Genomic DNA, 18,880 nt, shown 5'->3' with positions numbered 1-18,880 from the left:
ACGATGGAGCATATTATCGAGATTTTGCGACATTCAAAGTATCAAATCATAACCGTACTGTCACTACGCAATCGTTCACGAACCCCAACCGCGGAGTGCCACCATGTCCCGTCTTTCAGTCCCCAATGTCGAATCCGATAACGGTCCCTCGGGGCAGGTCTATGCCCAGATCAAGAAGGCGATCGGCAGCGTGCCGAACACCTTTGCGGCGATCGCCGCCCACGGCCCCGCCGCGCTCAAGTCGATCCTGTTCGCCGACGCCACGCTGGCTTCGGGCAGCCTGAGCAAGCGCGATCAGGAAGTCATCAAGCTCGTCATCAGCGGCGTCGCCGGCTGTGATTACTGCGTCGCCGCGCACAATCATCTCGCACGACTCGCCGGGCTCAAGCTCGATGTGCTGAAGCAGATCCGCAACGGTCAGCCCAGCGGCGACGACAAGCGCGACGCGCTTGTTGGATTCGTCCGCAAGCTCGCGCAGTCCAGCGGCACCGTCAGCGACGCGGATTTCGGGGCGATCAAGGCGGCCGGCTACAGCGACGCGCAACTGGTCGAGATCAGCCTCGCCTTCGCGACCACCGTCTTCACCAACGTCTTCAACCGCATCAACGACACCGAGATCGATTTTCCCGCCGTCGCGTAAAGCGACCGCGCCGGATCCTGCATGAAAGGATAACGACCATGACGACCCTTGCCAACACGACGCAAAATCCGCTCGTCCGCGCGCTGCGCGCATCCGGCTTGCTTGCGGAGGATCTCGACTATCACCTCATTCGCGCCGCGATGGTGATCATGTTTATGTTCTTCGGTTACCAGAAGTGGTTTCCCTACGAGTTCGAACGGCTGGTGCCCTTCATCAGCAACGGGCCGCTGATCTGGTGGCTGTATCCGGTGTTCGGCCATGCCGGCGCCAGCTATTTCCTCGGCGCCTCCGAATGGACTTTCGGCACCCTGTTGCTCGCCGGCTTCTGGGACAAGCGGCTCGGCGTTCTCGGCGCCCTCGGCTCGACCAGCACCTTCATCGCGACGGTCACGATCATTCCGTTCCTGCCTGACGCATGGGACGCCTCGGCCGGAGGGTTCCCGGCGATGACCGGCAACATGCCGTTCCTGATGAAGGATGCGGTTCTGCTCGCCGTCTCGTTTTATCTGCTGAAGCAGGATCTGGTTCGCCTGATCCGGTAATCGAGAGACGGATCCGCATAGGGCCGCGCAAATCACCGGCAAGCGCAAAGCTTGCCGGTGATTTGTCAATTTTATTGCTGCAGCTTGAGCCGGTTTCGATGCGCCGCCTGTTTGGCGCGGTTGCCGCAGATCGCCATGCTGCACCAGCGGCGCGCGCGGCCCCGGGTGTGGTCGGCGAACAGCAGCGTGCAGGCGGGTCCCTCACAGGCCTTCACGTTCGAAAAATCTTCCTCGCAGACGAATGTCGCCAGCGCCTCGCCGATCGGCAGCAGCAGCGCTTCCGGCGACCGCCAGCGGCGGATCTTTCGAAACGCCAGCCCGGAGGCCGCGCTGTGGTCATCGACCCCAATGCGTCCAAACCCTTCATCCCGTTCAAGCAGCCGGTTCAACGGCGCCAACTCGTCCAGCGCTTTCGAGGTGAGCGGCCGCCCTTTGTGTTGCCGGACGAAACCTCTGAACCATTCGCGCAGGCTTCGCGCTTGGGCTGCGACGCTGTCGAGTTCGCGAGGCATCGCCTGCGACCGCAGCGTTTCGAGCGCCTCGCGGGGCGCGAGCTGCGCCTGCTCGAGCCAGGCCAGCAGGCCATCGCCGTCGTCGAGCCAGTCAACCGGAGTGTCGACCGGGGTCGCAACCGAATTGAGGAAATCGAGGCCGAGCGCGTCGGCAAGGAACATCGCAGACGGCCGTGAAGCGGTTTGAGCGATCTTTTGGCGCGGAACCTTGTTCATCTATAGCCCCCGTCGACTTTCGATCGCAAAATAACCTGTCTGATGGCTATTGACAAGTTACTTGCCTGGAAAGTAACCTGTTTAAGTGTATAGGCCAGGTTACTCCATATGCAAACCGGCAAGGAGCGAAAATGTCCCTCAATGATGTGAGCGTGGTGCTGGTCCACGGCGCTTGGGCCGATGGATCGAGCTGGACCAAAGTGATTGGGCCGCTGCGGGCGGAAGGCATCAGGGTGGTTGCGGCGCCGCTGCCGCTGACCTCGCTGGCCGATGACGTGGCGGCGCTCGATCGAACCCTAGGGCGGATCGATGGCCCGGTGGTGCTGGTGGGCCACGCCTATGCCGGCGCGGTAATCGCCGCGACCCAAAGTGAGAAAGTCAGGTCGCTGGTCTATGTCGCGGCACTCGCTCCCGACGAAGGCGAGACGGTCGCCGACGTTTTCTATCGCGCCACGCCGCATCCGCAGGCGCCCTTGCTGGCACCGGACAAGGACGGCGTGGTCTGGCTTCCCGAACACGCCTTTGCCGAAGCGTTCGCGCAGCACGCTTCCAACGAAGAGCAGGCATTGCTGGCCGCGGTGCAGCGGCCGATCGCGGCCGCCTGCATCGGCGTCGCGGTGGACCGGCCACTCTGGAAGGACCGCCCGAGCTGGTTTCTCGTGGCCGAGCAGGATCGCATGATCAACCCCGCCACGCAGCGGTTCATGGCGGAACGGATGAAGGCAAAGCTGCATTCACACGCCGTCGATCATACGCCCGGCGTCACCGCACCCGGGATCGTCATCGACATCATCCGCGAGGCCATCCGCGCCGCACCGGCGGCCCGCACGCCGCAACCGGCCGACCAGAGCCAATAATCTCCCCCGCTCGCCAAAATGGTTACAAAAATTCAGGAGAATTCCGATGACCGGGATCAAATACCGCTCCGCCGATATCGATGGCTTCAAGATTTTCTACCGCGAGGCCGGGGCGGCCGACGCTCCGACGCTGCTGTTGCTTCACGGGTTTCCGAGCGCGGGCCACATGTTCCGCGATCTGATCCCGCTGCTCGCCGATCGCTTCCATATCGTCGCGCCCGACCTGCCCGGCTTCGGCCAATCGGACATGCCGGCGCGGAGTAACTTCACCTACACGTTCGACCATATCGCTGATGTCATCGACCGCTTTACCGAAGTGATCGGCCTCAAGCGCTTCGCGATCTACGTCTTCGACTACGGTGCGCCGACCGGTTTCCGGATTGCCGCCAAACACCCCGATCGTATCACCGCGATCATCTCGCAGAATGGCAACGCCTACGAAGAAGGGCTGAGCGAGGGCTGGACTCCGATCAAGGCTTATTGGCAAGAGCCGTCGCAGGCCAACCGCGACGCGCTTCGCGCCTTCCTCGCACCGGAAACGACGCGCTGGCAATACACCCACGGCGTGACTGACGAGGCGAGCGTCTCGCCCGACGGCCTGTCGCTGGACAATTTCTATCTGGCGCGCCCCGGCGCCGACGAGATCCAGCTCGACCTGTTCGGCGACTACAAGAGCAACATCGCGCTCTACCCGGCATTCCAGAATTACTTCCGCACCCACAAGCCGCCGTTCCTGGCGGCGTGGGGCAAGAACGATCCGTTCTTCCTGCCGCCCGGCGCCGAGGCTTTCAAACGCGACATTCCCGATGCGGTGGTCCGTTTCTTCGACACCGGCCATTTCGCGCTGGAAACGCATGCCGCCGAGATCGCGGCGGCGATGCGCGAATTCCTCATCCGCCACGTCTAACAGCACGAGAAATCACATGCCGAAATCAGTCGCCATCGTCACTGGCGCCAGCCAGGGCATCGGCCGCGCCGCCGCGATCCGTCTCGCGCGGGACTTTTCGTCGGTCGTGCTCGCCGCGCGCGACCGTCCCAATCTCGAGAAGACGGCGGACGCCGTGAAGGCGGCCGGTGCCGAACCGCTCGTCATCGACATCGACCTTGCCGAGGTGACGGCGGCAAACAGCGTGGTCGACCGGACGCTCAAAGCCTTCGGCCGGATCGATGCCCTTCTCAATATTGCAGGCGCGGTGCCGCAGATCGACCTGTTCGAGATGACCGACGCGCAATGGGACGGCGGCCTTGCCTTGAAATTCCACGGCGCCCGCCGGCTGACGATGGCGGCATGGCCGGCGTTGAAAGAAAGCAAAGGCGCTGTCGTGCTGATGTCGGGGAATTCGGCGCAATTTCCCAAGGCGCCCTACGCCGCTGTCGGGACCATCAACGCGGCGATCGTGGCGCTGGCGAAAGCGTTTTCGGATCGCGGCATCGCCGACGGCATCCAGGTCAACAGCGTTCTGCCCGGCCCGGTCATGACCGGCCGACGCCGCTCCTACCTCGCGCATTGGGCGCCGCTGCACAACATGGCCGTGGAGGAGGCCACCGCCAAATTCCCGCAGGATGCCGGCATCGCACGCTATGGCGAGCCGGAAGAGATTGCAGAACTGATGGCTTTTTTGGTATCGCCGGGTGCCCACTGGATGACGGGATCGACGCTGAGGATGGATGGCGGCGAGGTCAAGTCGATCTGACCGGCGCTCTGAGTTCGACACGACACGAAACCGGCGGGGTGACAGCCATGGCACATGCGAGACGGACCCCGGAGCGACTGAGCGCGTTCTCCGGCGTGTTCGCCGTTCTGATCACGGTGCTGGTTCTGGAACTGCGCCCGCCGGAGCTTCCGACGTTCGATGCCCTGCTGTCGCTGTGGCCGACAGGGCTCAGCTATGCTGTGAGCTACCTCTTCATTGCGATCGTGTGGGCCAATCACCACCATCTCATGCACTACGCCACCGACGCGACGCCGCGCCTGATCTGGTCTAATTTCGCGCATCTGTTTTCAGTGTCGCTGCTGCCGCTCTCCACCGCCTGGATGGCCGTGAGCAAGCTCGCACCGCAACCGGTCGCGTTCTATGCGGCGGTTTTCTTCCTGGTGAACGCGACCTACGTCGCCTTGATCTGGGAGCTGATGGCGCGAATTCCGCTTAACGAGGTTTCGGCCGGCGAGCGCCGGACCATGCGCATCCGCTCCATCGTGACGTTAGGTGTTTTCGCGGTGGCCGCGGCCGTGGCGTTGAAATTCCCGCTGGTCGGGCTGGGCTTGTGTTGTTGCTGTCTGATCGTCTATTTGAGGCCCGAAGCACCGGGAGCCGCGCAACCGTAATTCATGCAATAGCAGTGCGCACGATCCGCACCCGTTCGCACGACACATTGACAACTTCATCAGCTCGACCGACGCCGAACCGACCAGGTAATCCCAATCGCCTTCGGCGCGCGGACGGAACGGGCAGATGGACGGGAACCGTGCGCGTCAGCGATCCCGTCGACCTGAGAAACTCACTGTCTTTGACGATCGGGAAGAGCGCCCCGACACCCGTCGAAGTAAAGATCGACGGGACTGTCTGACGTTCGCGAGAACACGGAGGGCTGTGCCGTCTTTCCGCTCTACTTTCGGATCCTGCCGTGCGCAACGCGAGATGTTCCTGAACGCTCGCCAATTTGCTCGCCGTAGCGTTTTGCACGGTCGTGTTTCAATCTGTCCACAAACGCATTATCGCAGGCCAGATGAGGAGACCGACAGCTGTTAGGACCGCTGCCTAACCGACTGATCCCAAAGCTCTCGCTCAATTCCGTGTTCACCGGCGAAGCAAGAAGCATGGATCGATTGCCGGGACCAAGTCGAAGCCCATTCCGGGACCGCACCATGTCTACGGTTTCCTTACGACGGCGCCGAACACACCCGTCGAGCCGATCCGTCCTCAAGGGCATGCCGGTCATCCGCACCACAGATGAGGAGCGCGAGGTCTGGATGTGGGCGCTTGGGAGGAAGCGGCGCAGCACCGGTCGCTACCCGATGCCTACCCTGCGCATTGTCGCCTTCAACGCGATTGAAGGTTGGCCCAAGGACGCAACCTCCGACGTTGGCACGGCACCGCCTGGAACTTGCCGATCACGATCATGTCCATGAGTTGCCACTTCGTGTCGGATTGTGTCTCGACAAGAATTTCGCTATTGCGAAGTCGATGAAGCCGTCGGAAAACTATCGGCCAGACATTGACGGGCTGCGTGCCGTCTCAATCCTGCTGGTCGTCGGCTATCACGCGCACCCTTGGATGCTGCCCGGCGGCTTCGTCGGCGTTGACGTCTTCTTCGTCATCTCTGGCTTTCTGATCACGCGGATACTGCTGACGCCTGGTGGCATCTCGCTCGCGGCATTCTACGGCCGCCGCATCAAGCGCATCTTTCCGGCCCTGATCGCCGTGCTGCTGGCCACCTATGCGCTCGGATACGCCATCCTGCTGCCTCCACAGTTCCGGCTGCTCGGAGAGAACATCGTCGCCAGCGTTCTCTTCGCCTCAAACCTGTTCCAGCTCGGGCAGGCCAGCTACTTTGCGCCACTCGCCGGAGAGAACGCGCTTCTCCACCTTTGGTCGCTCGGTGTCGAGGAACAGTTCTACATCTTTTGGCCGCTGGCGCTCGGCCTGCTGGCGCGCTCGCCGCACCGGCGTCAATACATCCTCGGCGCCATCGCGCTGTCGCTGGTGGCGGGCGTGGCTCTGGCCAGGACGAACTTGGAGTGGGGCTTCTACGCCCCCTTGCCGCGGGCATGGGAACTGCTGATCGGCGGGCTCGTGGCCGAGGCCAACCTCGTTCGAAAAAGCAGGAGCAACCTTCTCGGCGCGATTGGCCTTGGTGCCATCGCATCTTCCGCTCTGCTGTTCGATCGCGCGATGGCCTTTCCGGGGGCGCTGGCATTGCTCCCCGTTATCGGCGCTGCACTGGTGATCGCGTCGCCAAATGCCGCGGTCAACCGCGTGCTATTGTCGAGCCGGCCCGCCGTGCTGCTCGGTCTCATCAGCTACCCACTCTATCTCTGGCACTGGCCGCTGCTGGCCTATCTCGGAATTGTACGGCACGGGGTTCCGAATTTCATCGAGATATGGGCCGTAGTTCTCGCCGCGACCGTGTTGTCAATCCTGACCTATCGCTACGTCGAATCGCCGTTCCGTCATCGGCGCAATGCCGCGCCGGCTTTGTCGATCGCGCTGGCCTTGGTCGGCGTGATCGGAATCGCCACGATCCTCTCCGCCGGCTTTGTCTCGCGATTTCCGCTGGCGCTACAGGCAATCGCGACGGTCAGCACCGATGACAATCCCGCATTCAGGGACCACTGTTTCCTGGAGGCACCGGGGAGTAGCTTTGATGCGAACTGCATCGAGCAGGGCGACAAGCCGCTGCTCCTGCTTTGGGGCGATTCATCCGCCGCGGCCCTCTATCCGGCCGCGGCGGATGCGGCAAGGGAAGCCTCGTTCCGCGTGGGGCGTTTCAATGCGCCGGGCTGTGCGCCGATCCTCGATGCGGGACCGAATGCATCCTGCGTCGAGAGCAACGGCAGGGCCATTGCCGTCATCAAGGGATCTCATCCCGATATCGTCGTGCTGCATGCGATGTGGGGTTTCGATACCGACCTGAACAAGCTCGGCAGCACCATCGCCGCGCTTCGGAGCACCGGGGTAGCGCGCGTGGTCATCGTCGGGCCGCCGCCGGTGTGGAAGCGCACGCTGCCGCACGCGATCATCAACCACTATCGCTTCGCGCACGAGCTTCCTGACCGGCTCGGCGCCGGGGTATCCGGGCCTGCAGAGGATGATCTGATGGCCGCTTTCAGCAAATCCGCCGGCGTCGATTATGTGTCGTTGCGGAAGGTGCTATGCGATGAGCGGCAACAATGCCTCGTGCGCACGCCGGCCGGCGAGGTGATCGTGACTGATACGATACATCTGTCACCGGGCGGGGCTAGGCTGGTACTCGATGCCGTGGGGCGGGATTTGTTTCGGCAGGCTGCCTCTCCTAGCGCCGTCTTGCACTGAAGGCCGGACTACATAAAGCCGAGCTTAGCTCACCGTGGTTAGCACAGGCTTGATCGAAGGAGACGGCAGGACGGCGAAGGCCTGGAGCGTACTTGGTCTGGCGGGCCGGCCGCGCCAGTTTGTAGCGCGGTTTTCCAGTTGACACCTCGCCCGCTACGCGACTGCCAATGGTCGATATTTTACACGCTCGAACGCACGGCACATGCCCAACCGGGCCCCCCGCTCACGTCAGCATCGAGATGATCGCCTGGATCTGGTCGGAAGCCGACGTTACCAGTCCGTCGTACGACGTCTGACCGTGTGCGGCCGCCTTCAGGATGCATTCGGCTACGGCCGCTTTCAGGCCGAACACCGACTGGTCGGCCGGCACGCTCGCCATCACGGCCTCCAGCGCCTGACGCATCGTCACAATGAGCTCGGAACTGTATTGCATTGGCTGTCCCTCCGCGAGCTCATATTAGATCGCGTGGTCATGCTTGCCACTCACAAGCGTGAGATTGCTCTGTGAATCACACGTCACCTCGCGCTTCTCGTCGCTCAATTGTATCATCTGTCCATGAGCGAATCCGACGCCGTGACCGGCGATGCCTCGCCCGTCCGCAAGATCATCCATATCGACATGGATGCTTTCTATGCGTCCGTGGAACAACGCGATAATCCGGACCTGCGCGGAAAGCCGGTTGCAGTGGGAGGCTCCGCGGAACGCGGCGTCGTCGCGGCCGCCAGCTATGAGGCCCGCACGTTCGGCGTTCGCTCTGCCATGCCGTCCGTGACTGCGAAGCGACAATGTCCCGATCTGATCTTCGTCAAGCCGCGCTTCGAGGTCTACAAGGCGATCAGCAGGCAGATCCGCGACATCTTCGCCGAGCACACTCCCATCATCGAGCCGCTGTCGCTCGACGAGGCCTATCTCGACGTGACGGAAAACCTGCAATGCATTCCGCTGGCGCGGGACATCGCACTGCGGATCCGCGAGAGGATCAAGGCCGAGACGGGCCTCAACGCATCGGCGGGCATCTCCTATAACAAATTTCTGGCCAAACTCGCCTCCGACCATCGCAAGCCCAACGGTCAGTTCGTGATCTCGCCGGAGATGGGACCCGCCTTCGTCGAGGCGTTGCCCGTCGGAAAATTCCATGGCATAGGCCCGGCGACCGGCGCGAAGATGAACGCGCTCGGCATGTTCACCGGCCTCGATATTCGTCGTCAGACGCTGGAGTTTATGAATGCGAATTTCGGCAAGTCGGGCGCCTATTACTATTGGATCTCGCGCGGTGTCGACGAACGGCCGGTCCGGGCCGACCGGATCCGCAAGTCAATCGGCGCGGAGACCACGTTCTCAAGCGACCTCACCGAATTCGACGCCTTGGTCGCCGAGCTCAAGCCGCTCGTCGACAAAGTATGGCGCCATTGCGAGGCCACCGGCAACCGGGGCCGCACCGTCACCTTGAAGATCAAATTTGCCGACTTCGAGATCATCACGCGCAGCAAATCCGTCGTGGCGCCGGTTGCGGGCCGGGACGATCTGGAGCGGTTGGCTTGCGGCCTGCTCGAATTCGAAATGCCGCTACCCAAGCGCGTCAGGCTGCTGGGGGTATCGCTGTCTGCCCTCCAGATGGGGGACGCAGAGCCGCAGCTGACTTTCGGCATTTGAACCTAGCGGTTCTAAACCCGTCCTGATCGGTGGCGGGATTCAGAACCGCCACCGATCAAATTCGATCGGCTCAGACCTATCAATGCCTCACGTGCTCGAACACCACGATCACGCCGGTCGGCTCGGGCTCATGCGCCATCAGGCGGGTCAGTTCGGGATCGCCCCAGTTGGCGAGGCTGACGACTTCGCCGCTCTGGCGCTCGGTGCCGGGCGGCGCCGTGGGCTCGACGACCTTCAGCCCCATATCGTCGACAAAGAAAGTGTGCTCGCCGAACATGCTGTTGAGCTGCGGCATGGCGGGATGCTCGTCGGGCAGCACCTGAGCGCCGAGCTGGTTGACGGTCTGCTTCACCTGTTCGGATGTGAGCTTCATGAGCTGCTCCGTTTCTGTCACGTCGGTTTCATTGAGCTGAGCCAGAGCAGGTTCCCTGCGTCGATATTCGCCTGGCTCAATCTTCCGAACGGGTGCTGCGCACAAATGTTCCGACAGAATTCATTTCGTGATCGCGAGTTTCATTCGCCGCGCTCGCGGCACGAGATCGCCACAGGATGTCCACGATCCGGCGGTCGACAATACTACTCGGCGGCTTCGACGATCCGGATGTCCCGGTCCGCGCCGTCGCCGAACAAATCGTGAGCCGCCCATGCGTTGAACGACGCCTGCACTTTTGCGAGATCACCCTTGGACTTGACCTCTTCGGCGATGTCGAGGCCGGCATCGCGCAGGCAGGCCACGACGTCTTTGAGGTGACAAAGCCGTCCCAGCCGACCAAGCGCTCCTGAAGCGGTCCGCAGTTCCCATCGAGGCGGCCCCCGACTGGCTCACATCCTTGGATCGGATTGCCGATCCGAGCCTGGCGAGACCTCGAGCGGCGGCAGGTTGATCATGCTCTGGAGCACTTCGCCGACCATGATCAGATGGGTGCCATGGCCGGCATATTGCTGCTTGAGGTCGGCGAGATAGGTGTTGGCGACGTTGAGCCGCTGCGCCAGCGTGCGCGCGAGCAGCAGCGCTCAAGTTCACGGCAAGCCCGGCTATCGCGACAGGCACCTGGCGAGGTGGATCGACTACCAGTCTCCCAGGCCGTACGTCACACATGACCGCGTTCAGGCGGTCTCGCGCTTTCCGACGCGCCGTTCAGGCCGCGCCGCCGTCATCGACTGTTCCTCGCTGTCCTACGGTTGGTTGGCGTGATCGTCCGTCCCACTCCCTGAAAGAAGCCCAATCCCCCGACTGAACCCGAAGACATCGCACATGACAGCCGCAGGGACCGTTGCCCCGCCTTCTGCGTCACACGCGAGAGAGTGAAGGCACCTCCTCCGGCACGATCGCCTGGAGGCCGCCGAAGCGACGCTCGCGACCGTGGAAGGAGACCAGGGCCGCGGCGAGATCGCCCGCGTCGAATTCAGGCCACATCCGCTCGGTGAAGTGCAACTCGGCGTAGGCGCCTTCCCAGAGCAGGAAGTCCGACAGCCGCTTCTCACCCGAGGTGCGGATGATGAGATCGACGTCGCGCAAACCGGCCTCGCCGGTGACGAGCTGCGAGAACGCCTCGCGGGTGAGACTGGTCAGCGCCGCCGCCTTCGCCGCTGCGTTGAGGATGGCATCGCGGGCGGAATAGTCGACGGCGATGCGCAGATGAAGCGCGCTGCCGTGCGCGGTGGCCGCCTCGGCGCGCGCGATCGCGTTGGCGATGCCGTCGGGCAGGCGGTCGCGGCGGCCGATCACGGTGAGGCGGACGCCGCTTTTCACCAGGCTCTGCACCTCGTTGGCGAGATAGAAGCGCAAGAGCGTCATCAGCGCGGCGACTTCGGCCTTCGGCCTTCGCCAATTGTCGGTGGAGAATGCGTAGAGCGTCAGCGTGCCGATGCCCTGCTTGGGTGCGACCTCGACGATGCGGCGGATCGCCTCGACGCCGGCCTCGTGGCCGCGCATGCGCGACAGGCCGCGCCGCGTCGCCCATCTGCCGTTGCCGTCCATGATGACGCCGACGTGAAGCTTCTCGTTGCGGGATATAAGGTCGCTTTGCATTGCAAAGTCTCCGGTCAAAAAAGGGAAGATCAAGTCGAGACGATACCGAGACGGCCGAGCGGCGTCGCCTCGCGGCCGGCGGCCTTGGCCGCGTCGCGCACCAGGCGTTCGAGCACGGTGAGATAGTCGAGGAAGCGGCGGCGGCCGGCCTTGGTCAGGCGGCAGGTCGTGTGCGGGCGATTGCCCTCATAGCCCTTGGTCACCTCGACGAGGCCGGCTTCCTGGAGCACGGCGAGATGCCGGCTGAGATTGCCGTCGGTGAGGCCGCAGAGTTGCTTGAGATCGGCGAACGCCAGACCCTTCGGATGCGCCATCAGCGAGGTCAGAAGCCCGAGCCTCGCCTTCTCGTGGATCACGCGGTCCAGTCCTTCATAAGAGAAGGGCGCGCTGTCAGTCTTCGACATCATGGTCTCCGGACGCGAAATACAGAATGCCCGCCATCACCGACTGCCCGATCACGAAGGGCAGGCCCATGGTCCATGGCGACAGCGTGTGGGTTTGGCTCGCCAGCACCACCACCGCAAAGCCGGACATGAAATACCAGGCGCCGGCGAGTGCGACGGTGCGCGGCAGCGAGCGGACGGAGGCGAAAATGCCGAGCGACACCAGGATCTGCCACAGGCCCGGCAGCAACCACAGCGTTTCGCCCGCGAACTTCCACATCACCACCGCAAGCAGAACACCGGCCACACCTGCGGGCAGGAACTGCTCGACTGCCTGGTGAATCATGGCGTCGGCGAGACCCGAGTGATGGCGGCGCGAACGTGCGCGCATCTCGACGCCGATGATCAGGCCGGAGAGCGCGGCGGCAATGAACCAGCCGAAGAAGAAGCCGAGCGGCTCGCTGGTGGGATCCCCGAGCAGCCAGAATTGCAGGATTGCGGTGAGAAGCGCGACCGCGCCGGTCGCGGCCATCGTCGCCGAGCCGTAACCGCGGAATGCCGTGCCGGCCGCGATCTGGCTGCGGATCGCCACGATGTCGGCCAGTGCCTTGTCGAGATCGCGCATTGGCAACGCCAAAACCTCGTTCCGCCCACGCTTGCCGGGAATGCTGGTCCCGTTACTTTGTATTGCAAAGTATATAGGATTGCAAAGTAAAGGCAAGCCGGAAGGTCGCTCCGAGACCGCCTGCACGGCCCGACAACTGCCGGTTGCGCAGCACCTCCTCTCGCAGCTAAGATGCGCGCAAAAGCGTTCCGGGGGAAGGTATGTGGCTTAAGTCATTAATCGTTGCGTGTTTATTGCAGGTGAGCATCTTCAGCGCAGCGCATGCGGCCGGGCCGTTCGGCAGCGTCAAGGTCGGTAACTGGATCGGCGGCGCGTTCAGCAATGATGAAACGGGAGCTTTCTCGCATTGCGCCGCGACGACACCTTACGCGAACGGCGTCATCCTTGTCGTGGGTTACAATGCTGCCGGCATATGGTCGCTGGCCTTTGCGAGTCCCAGCTACCGCTTCAACAAGGGCGAGAACGCCGCGATCGACGTCATCTTTGACGGACAGGAGCAGGCCAGACTGTTCGCCACGGCCAACCAGACGAACATGCTCACCTCCGTCATGCCTGCCAACGTCGTGCGAACGTTTCAGAAGGCAAGCCTGATGGTCGCGACGACCGGCCGCGCGGTCCTGAACTTCGACCTGACCTCGACCGGACCCGTGATCGCGGCATTGGCCAACTGTGTCACCAAGGTAAAGGCCGACGGGCTCAACAAAGGCCGGCGATTTCACAAAGACTGCCGCCAAGCCGCAGGCCGCGCCGGACAAGCAGGCGCCGCCGGCCGGCAGCAAAGCTGCCAGGGCCAGGAGCGGCACCGGCTTTGTGGTCAGCGCGAACGGCCACGTCGTCACCAACAACCATGTGATCGACGGCTGTGTCGGCGACATCAAAGGCAATCTCACCGGCGAGGCCTCGATGGCGCTGCGCGTCGTGTCGAGCGACGCGAACAACGATCTCGCACTCTTGCAGGCGCCATCGACCATGACCTTCAAGGACTTTGCGCGGATTCGCGACCGCTCGATCCGCTCCGGCGATTCCGTCATCGTAATCGGCTTTCCCTTCCATGGCCTGCTCACGTCGGACTTCACCGTGACGACCGGTATCGTCAGCTCGCTCAGCGGCATGCGCAACGACACGCGTTTCCTGCAAATCAGCGCGCCGGTGCAGCCCGGCAATAGCGGCGGCCCGCTGTTCGACACCACCGGTCAGATCGTGGGCGTTGTCACCGCAAAGATCCCCGTATTGCGCATCGCCGCCGCGACCGGCAACATCCCCGAGAACATCAACTTCGCCATCAAGACCGGCGCGCTGCGCGACTTCCTCGACAACAGCGTGGTGCCCTACCAGACATCCGAGCCCAAGGGAGAGCTCAAGACCACCGACATCGCCGGCAACGCGCGGCCGTACACGATGCTGATCTCGTGCAACGGGACCGAGCAGGCCGACGCCAAGCGGTAGCGACAACGCGGGCTGCGTCTGCGTAGCCCGGATTCCGCTTCGCGCCATCCGGGCGCCCAGGTCAAACCGCGAGCTCCTCAATACGGCGCGACGGGCCGCACGCGCCGGGACGACCGCGATTGCGGCAGAGGCGCCTGACCGTAGGCGACACGCGGATTGGGCCCGCAATACAGCAGCCGTCCAGACACGCTGGCCTGGCACTGCTCATAGGTGCTGTAAGCACACTCACCGGGATAATCATATTCCCCGCCCTGGGCGCACCATGGGTAGTCGCGTGCCGCCGCGGGCGTGACAGTGGCGAAGCCGGCAAGGACTGTCGCGCCAAGGCCCAGAAGCGCCAATTGTGTCTTGCGCATGATCCCAACTCCTCTCCTCACAGCGCGAGATACGCGCCATATAGCATCAGGTTTCGCCACGCCGTTTTATTCCAGATCGACGGGTCTTGGCACCCAAGAAAAAAGCCCTGCCGAACGGCAGGGCTCCAATCACGGACATCACAAGATCGCTACTCGATCTTCAGGCCGGCGAACTCGACGACCTTCTTCCACTTCTCGGTCTCGGCCTTGATCTCTTCGCCGAACGCCTCGGGCGTCTGCACCCGCGGCTCGCCGCCGAGCTCGACCAGGCGCTTGGTCATGTCCGGGTCCTTCATCAGCGTGTTGATCTCGCCGTTGAGCTTGGCGATGATCTCCTTGGGCGTGTTCTTCGGCGCACCCATGCCGAACAGCGCGCTCGCCTCGTAGCCCTTCACGGTCTCACCGATCGCCGGCACGTCGGGCAATTGCGGCGAGCGCTCCGCCGTGGTGACGCCGATAGCGCGGAGCGAACCGGAACGGATGTGCTGGATGATCGAGGGCATGTTGTCGAAGATCACCTGCACCTGGCCGCCGAGCATGTCGGTGATCGCGGGCGCGGCGCCGCGATAGGGCACGTGCTGCATCTTGCAGCCCGTCAGCGCCATGAACATCTCGCCGGACAGATGCACCGAGGTGCCGTTGCCCGAGGAGGCCATGTTGACCTTGCCGGGATTGGCCTTCACGTATTCGATGAACTCGGCGACGGTCTTGGCCGGCACGTCCTTGTTGACGGTCATCACGTTCGGCACGCGCTGGAACGAGGCGATCGGCGCGATGTCCCGCACGAAGTTGAACTTCAGATTGGTGTAGAGCGAGGCGTTGATGAAGTTGGCCGGATTGACCAGTTGCAGCGTGTAGCCGTCGGGCTCGGCGTTGACGACCGATTCGGTGGCGATATTGTTGCCGGCACCCGGCTTGTTCTCGATCACGAATTGCTGGCCGATCTTCTCCGACAGCCGCTGGCCGATCAGCCGCGCCAGGATGTCGGTGGCCCCGCCCGGCGGATAGCCGACCACCCATTTCACCGGGTGGGCCGGATAATCGGCGGCAAGGGCCTTCGACAGCGGGCTGGCTGCAAGCGGACTGGCGGCGAGCAGGCTCAGCGCGGTACGGCGAGTGATCATCTCAAGGGTTCTCCCAACGTGTTGTTCTTGAAGCCAGACAGCTTGAAAGTGGCGTCGATGCGGTTGTAACAAAGCTTGCCGCAGGCGGAAAGTGCACGGGGCGCATCACGACGAAAGGATAACGCATGCCGGTCAAGGTCGAAGCCCTCGATCATCTCGTGATCAACGTCGCGGACGTCGCAGTGACCGCCGAGTGGTACGGCAGGATTCTCGGCATGGAAGTCAAGGTGTTCGACCCCGGCGGCGGCAAAGCGCCGCGGACTTCGCTACAATTCGGTAACCAGAAGATCAACGTCCGGCCGCGCGATGCCGACAAGGTGGAGTGGTTCACCGCGGATCACCAGACCGCCGGCAGCGAAGATCTGTGCTTTCTCACCTCCGCCGCGCCCGGCGAGGTGGTGGCGCATTTGAAGGCACATGGCGTCGCGATCGAGCAAGGCCCGGTTCCCAAGCAGGGTGCCCGCGGCACGCTGCGCTCGGTCTATTGCCGGGATCCGGATGGGAGTTTGATCGAGATTTCGTCGTACGCGGATTGACCGGCGCATTTGCTCCCTGCGCCATCCAATGGCAAAAGAGCTCCCGACGATAATCTGAAGACAGCCGCCAACCAGAAGCAGGCTGCACGGGAGCAAACATGCCGAACGACACGGCCGCCGGAATCGTGAGCCCATTCGACGGGCTCGACGTGCCCTCGCTGCTGAAGATGCGCGCCGAAATGCGCAGCTCACATCCGTTCCTGATCTGGGCGCCGTTCGACGCGCCCGCACGGCACTGGAGCTATCGCGAGTTTCACGAGCGGGTCGGCGCGCTCGCGGCGGGACTGGCGAAGCGCGGCGTGAAGCCGGGCGAATATGTGCTCATTCATCTCGACAATTGCATCGAGGCGCTGCTGGCCTGGTTTGCCTGTGTCGAACTCGGCGCCATCGCGGTGACCACCAACACGCGCTCGGCACCGGCCGAGCTCGACTATTTCGCCGATCATTGCGGCGCGGTCGCCGCGATCACACAGCCGGCCTATGCCGAGATCGTTGCGCAGAACTGCCGCAACATCCGCTGGATGGCAGTGACCTCGCATGATTCGGGCGCGGTGCCTGCGCAAGCGGTCTCACGCGGCGACAGTTTCGAAGCGCTGTTCGCCGACAGTGCCAATCGTCCCAGGCGTGCGACAGATCCGCTCGCGCCGTGCAGCGTGCAATATACCTCGGGCACGACATCGCGTCCGAAGGCGGTGCTGTGGACCCACGCCAATGCGCTGTGGGGCGCCAAGATCAACGCCGCGCACGAGGACCTGCACGCAAGCGACGTGCATCAGACCTACCTGCCGCTGTTCCACACCAATGCGCTGGCCTATTCGATGCTGGCGGCGCTATGGGTCGGCGCCACCTGCGTGATCCAGCCGCGCTTTTCCGCCAGCCGATTCTGGGGCGTCGCGCGCGAGCACGGCTCGACCTGGACCTCGACGATACCGTTTTGCATGAAGGCGCTGCTCGAGCAGGAAGTCCCGCGCGATCACAAATTTCGCTTATGGGGCACCGCGATCAACGAGCCGCCGGCCTTCGCCGCTTTCGGCGTCAAGATCATCGGCTGGTGGGGCATGACCGAGACCATCACCCACGGCATCGTCGGCGAGGTCGACCAGCCCAACGTCCCGATGTCGATCGGCCGCGCCGCGAGCGAATACCAGATCCGCATCACCGGCGATGACGGAAGGCCGACGGAGGTCGGCGACACCGGCAATCTCTCGATCAAGGGCATCGTCGGCCTGTCGCTGTTCGCCGAATATCTGCACAACGAGAAGGCGACGCGCGAGAGCTTCGACGAGCACGGCTTCTTTCTCACCGGTGATCGCGTGGTGCGGCTGGAGAACGGCACTATCCGCTTCGGGGACCGCAGCAAGGACATGCTCAAGGTCGGCGGCGAGAACGTCGCCGCGTCCGAGATCGAGCAGGTGGTCGCACTCGTCCCCGGCGTGCGCGAGGCCGCCGTGGTGGCGAAGACGCATCCGATGCTGGACGAGGTGCCGGTCGTCTTCATCATCCCGCAGGGTGGCGTCGCCGGTGCGCGGCCCGATCTGCACGAAGCCGTCATGACCGCCTGCCGCGCCGGCCTCGCCGACTTCAAGGTGCCGCGCGAAATTCGTTTCGTCGACGACATGCCCCGCTCCACGCTGGAGAAGGTGGCGAAGGCGGAGCTGAGGAAGATGGTGGGGTAGCTCGTAGGATGATGCTTCAGAACGATCCCAGCGCCACCGGGCGGAACGCCTGCAACAGCTGCTGGTCCAGCTTGCCGCCCATGCCTTCCATCATCGCAAACGCGCGCGAATGGGTGAACGGCATGCGGTAGGCGCGCTTCTCCACGAGTGCGGCGTAGATGTCGACGATCGTCGTGACCCGCACGATGTCGCTGATCTGGTTGCTCGAAAGCCCGTTGGGATAGCCAGAGCCGTCGAGAAATTCGTGGTGGTGCAGCACGACGTCGAGCATCTCCGGCGGGAAGCCGCCCTGGGCTGCGAGCGCGTCATAGCCGCGGCGCGGATGCTGGCGGACTTCGGCCATCTCCTCGTCGGTGAGCTTGCCGGGCTTGTCGAGCAGCGCGGAGGGAACGAAGGCCTTGCCGACGTCGTGCAGCAGCGCGGCGCGGGTCAGCCGGCGCTGATCGTCCTCGCGCATGCCGAGGTGCTGAGCGAAGGAGACCGCAAATCCGGTGACGAACAGGCAGTGGCGGTAGCTGCCGACATGGTGGCAGCCCACCGTGGTGAGCCATTCGCGCAGCGAGGAGTGCTTGATCGCCTTCAGGATCTTGCTCTCGGCGGCGATGACGTCGTCGAAGGTCAGCGGCACGCCGAGCGGCAGCTTCTCGAACATCTTCTTCAGAATCGCATGCGCCGCCTCGACGCCGCGATTGAGCGTCTTGCCGCGATCGGACGCGTCATAGACGGCGGTGTCAGGGAAGGCCGCACGGATGCGCTGCAGGATAGCCTCGGGCTGAAGCGGCCGCGAGATGGTGTCGGTGGCGCCCAGCGCCCAAGCCTGCATGGTGCCGTGATGCAGGGCGTCCGCAAGCACGAACAGCCGCGGCATCGCGCGATAGGCGTCGCCGCGCAGCTTGTTGCGCACCCGCTGCACGCTCTCGGGCGAGCGCAAATTGATGTCGACCACGAGGCCCGAGAGCTCGCGCGAAGGCTGCTCGGGGAGCTCCTGGGTCGTCACCGTCGCGACGTCGCCGACCGCCTTGAGGATGCTGGCGAGCTCGGTGCTCTCGTCGCTCCGGTCGGAGGCGAGCAGAAGCCGGCGTTTGGCGGCGGTTTTGGCTGAGGCGTTCATGGCTTCCCCAAGAGCACACGGGACTGGATTTGGCGTCAGCCTAAGCCGGATCAGGTTCTCCGGCCCTTAAGAGGCGTGCTCAATGGAACCCTGCGGAATCAGGGACAATCTTACGGATTTCGCCTCCCCGAGCGGTT

Annotated in this window: 19 protein-coding genes and 3 pseudogenes; 11 read left to right on the top strand and 11 right to left on the bottom strand. The window is 63.5% G+C overall.

Annotated elements, in window-relative coordinates; genetic code table 11:
• Positions 1 to 103 precede the first annotated feature (103 nt).
• Together ACVWYI_RS04200 and ACVWYI_RS04195 are read left to right on the top strand one after the other, a co-directional pair.
• Complete coding sequence (locus tag ACVWYI_RS04200) at positions 104 to 640, top strand: carboxymuconolactone decarboxylase family protein (RefSeq protein WP_247351600.1); 537 nt, start codon at positions 104 to 106, stop codon at positions 638 to 640.
• 38 nt (positions 641 to 678) lie between these two features.
• The gene (locus ACVWYI_RS04195; protein WP_247351599.1) at positions 679 to 1,182 is read left to right on the top strand and encodes a YkgB family protein; all 504 of its coding nucleotides are present in this window, start codon (positions 679 to 681) and stop codon (positions 1,180 to 1,182) included.
• A gap of 71 nt (positions 1,183 to 1,253) precedes the next feature.
• On the opposite strand, the gene ACVWYI_RS04190 is transcribed toward ACVWYI_RS04195, so the two are convergent.
• Positions 1,254 to 1,856, bottom strand: coding sequence for a CGNR zinc finger domain-containing protein (locus ACVWYI_RS04190; protein ID WP_247351597.1), 603 nt, complete (start codon positions 1,854 to 1,856; stop codon positions 1,254 to 1,256).
• A 185-nt stretch (positions 1,857 to 2,041) separates the two neighbouring features.
• Between ACVWYI_RS04190 and ACVWYI_RS04185 the strand changes: the two genes are divergently transcribed.
• The 5 genes from ACVWYI_RS04185 to ACVWYI_RS04165 all read left to right on the top strand — a co-directional run bounded on the left by ACVWYI_RS04185 (position 2,042) and on the right by ACVWYI_RS04165 (position 7,800).
• Complete coding sequence (locus tag ACVWYI_RS04185; RefSeq protein WP_456661310.1) at positions 2,042 to 2,767, top strand: alpha/beta fold hydrolase; 726 nt, start codon at positions 2,042 to 2,044, stop codon at positions 2,765 to 2,767.
• Between the two features lie 46 nt (positions 2,768 to 2,813).
• Entirely contained in the window at positions 2,814 to 3,674 is an 861-nt protein-coding gene (locus ACVWYI_RS04180; protein ID WP_456661309.1) for an alpha/beta fold hydrolase, read from the top strand.
• Between the two features lie 16 nt (positions 3,675 to 3,690).
• On the top strand, positions 3,691 to 4,461 hold the full coding sequence (locus ACVWYI_RS04175; RefSeq protein ID WP_456661308.1) for an SDR family oxidoreductase: 771 nt from the start codon (positions 3,691 to 3,693) through the stop codon (positions 4,459 to 4,461).
• A 47-nt stretch (positions 4,462 to 4,508) separates the two neighbouring features.
• The gene (locus ACVWYI_RS04170; protein ID WP_456661307.1) at positions 4,509 to 5,093 is read left to right on the top strand and encodes a TMEM175 family protein; all 585 of its coding nucleotides are present in this window, start codon (positions 4,509 to 4,511) and stop codon (positions 5,091 to 5,093) included.
• 859 nt (positions 5,094 to 5,952) lie between these two features.
• Positions 5,953 to 7,800: an acyltransferase family protein gene (locus tag ACVWYI_RS04165; RefSeq protein WP_247351861.1), complete on the top strand. Its 1,848-nt coding sequence runs from the start codon at positions 5,953 to 5,955 to the stop codon at positions 7,798 to 7,800.
• 223 nt (positions 7,801 to 8,023) lie between these two features.
• Here the strand turns inward: ACVWYI_RS04165 and ACVWYI_RS04160 are convergent, their stop codons facing one another.
• Positions 8,024 to 8,233 carry a hypothetical protein gene (locus ACVWYI_RS04160; RefSeq protein WP_247351587.1) on the bottom strand — a complete coding sequence of 70 codons (210 nt, stop codon included), beginning with the start codon at positions 8,231 to 8,233 and terminating at the stop codon, positions 8,024 to 8,026.
• 123 nt (positions 8,234 to 8,356) lie between these two features.
• Between ACVWYI_RS04160 and dinB the strand changes: the two genes are divergently transcribed.
• Positions 8,357 to 9,454: a DNA polymerase IV gene (dinB, locus tag ACVWYI_RS04155; protein ID WP_456661306.1), complete on the top strand. Its 1,098-nt coding sequence runs from the start codon at positions 8,357 to 8,359 to the stop codon at positions 9,452 to 9,454.
• A gap of 79 nt (positions 9,455 to 9,533) precedes the next feature.
• On the opposite strand, the gene ACVWYI_RS04150 is transcribed toward dinB, so the two are convergent.
• The 6 genes and pseudogenes from ACVWYI_RS04150 to ACVWYI_RS04125 all read right to left on the bottom strand — a co-directional run bounded on the left by ACVWYI_RS04150 (position 9,534) and on the right by ACVWYI_RS04125 (position 12,494).
• Entirely contained in the window at positions 9,534 to 9,827 is a 294-nt protein-coding gene (locus ACVWYI_RS04150; RefSeq protein WP_247351582.1) for a hypothetical protein, read from the bottom strand.
• Between the two features lie 266 nt (positions 9,828 to 10,093).
• A pseudogene (locus ACVWYI_RS04145) lies at positions 10,094 to 10,269 on the bottom strand (DNA-3-methyladenine glycosylase I); the annotation flags it as partial.
• 7 nt (positions 10,270 to 10,276) lie between these two features.
• A pseudogene (locus ACVWYI_RS04140) lies at positions 10,277 to 10,468 on the bottom strand (cyclic nucleotide-binding domain-containing protein); the annotation flags it as partial.
• A 277-nt stretch (positions 10,469 to 10,745) separates the two neighbouring features.
• A complete protein-coding gene (locus tag ACVWYI_RS04135) occupies positions 10,746 to 11,486 on the bottom strand; it encodes a di-trans,poly-cis-decaprenylcistransferase (RefSeq protein WP_247351580.1) in 741 nt (246 codons plus the stop codon).
• A gap of 29 nt (positions 11,487 to 11,515) precedes the next feature.
• Entirely contained in the window at positions 11,516 to 11,890 is a 375-nt protein-coding gene (locus tag ACVWYI_RS04130) for a transcriptional regulator (RefSeq protein ID WP_247351578.1), read from the bottom strand.
• Complete coding sequence (locus ACVWYI_RS04125) at positions 11,877 to 12,494, bottom strand: hypothetical protein (protein WP_247351576.1); 618 nt, start codon at positions 12,492 to 12,494, stop codon at positions 11,877 to 11,879. Before ACVWYI_RS04125 ends, ACVWYI_RS04130 begins: the two co-directional genes overlap by 14 nt.
• Before the next feature lie 200 nt (positions 12,495 to 12,694).
• Here ACVWYI_RS04125 and ACVWYI_RS04120 point away from each other — a divergent pair.
• Positions 12,695 to 13,940: pseudogene (locus ACVWYI_RS04120) on the top strand (S1C family serine protease).
• 77 nt (positions 13,941 to 14,017) lie between these two features.
• Here the strand turns inward: ACVWYI_RS04120 and ACVWYI_RS04115 are convergent.
• Positions 14,018 to 14,296 carry a DUF3551 domain-containing protein gene (locus tag ACVWYI_RS04115; RefSeq protein ID WP_247351570.1) on the bottom strand — a complete coding sequence of 93 codons (279 nt, stop codon included), beginning with the start codon at positions 14,294 to 14,296 and terminating at the stop codon, positions 14,018 to 14,020.
• 149 nt (positions 14,297 to 14,445) lie between these two features.
• Positions 14,446 to 15,420, bottom strand: a complete 975-nt coding sequence (locus tag ACVWYI_RS04110) for a Bug family tripartite tricarboxylate transporter substrate binding protein (RefSeq protein WP_456661305.1) — start codon at positions 15,418 to 15,420, stop codon at positions 14,446 to 14,448.
• Between the two features lie 125 nt (positions 15,421 to 15,545).
• Here ACVWYI_RS04110 and ACVWYI_RS04105 point away from each other — a divergent pair, with 125 nt between their 5' ends.
• Positions 15,546 to 15,956 (top strand): VOC family protein, encoded by a 411-nt coding sequence (locus ACVWYI_RS04105; RefSeq protein ID WP_456661304.1) that lies wholly within the window; start codon positions 15,546 to 15,548, stop codon positions 15,954 to 15,956.
• A 98-nt stretch (positions 15,957 to 16,054) separates the two neighbouring features.
• Positions 16,055 to 17,632, top strand: coding sequence for an AMP-binding protein (locus ACVWYI_RS04100; protein ID WP_456661303.1), 1,578 nt, complete (start codon positions 16,055 to 16,057; stop codon positions 17,630 to 17,632).
• A 16-nt stretch (positions 17,633 to 17,648) separates the two neighbouring features.
• Here ACVWYI_RS04100 and ACVWYI_RS04095 read toward each other — a convergent pair whose 3' ends face one another.
• Positions 17,649 to 18,743, bottom strand: a complete 1,095-nt coding sequence (locus ACVWYI_RS04095; RefSeq protein WP_354103367.1) for an HD-GYP domain-containing protein — start codon at positions 18,741 to 18,743, stop codon at positions 17,649 to 17,651.
• Positions 18,744 to 18,880 lie beyond the last annotated feature (137 nt).

The sequence above is a fragment of the Bradyrhizobium sp. LB13.1 genome, assembly GCF_054056815.1.
The sequence above is the reverse complement of the archived record's forward strand: the minus strand, read 5'-3'. Positions and strand labels throughout refer to the sequence as shown.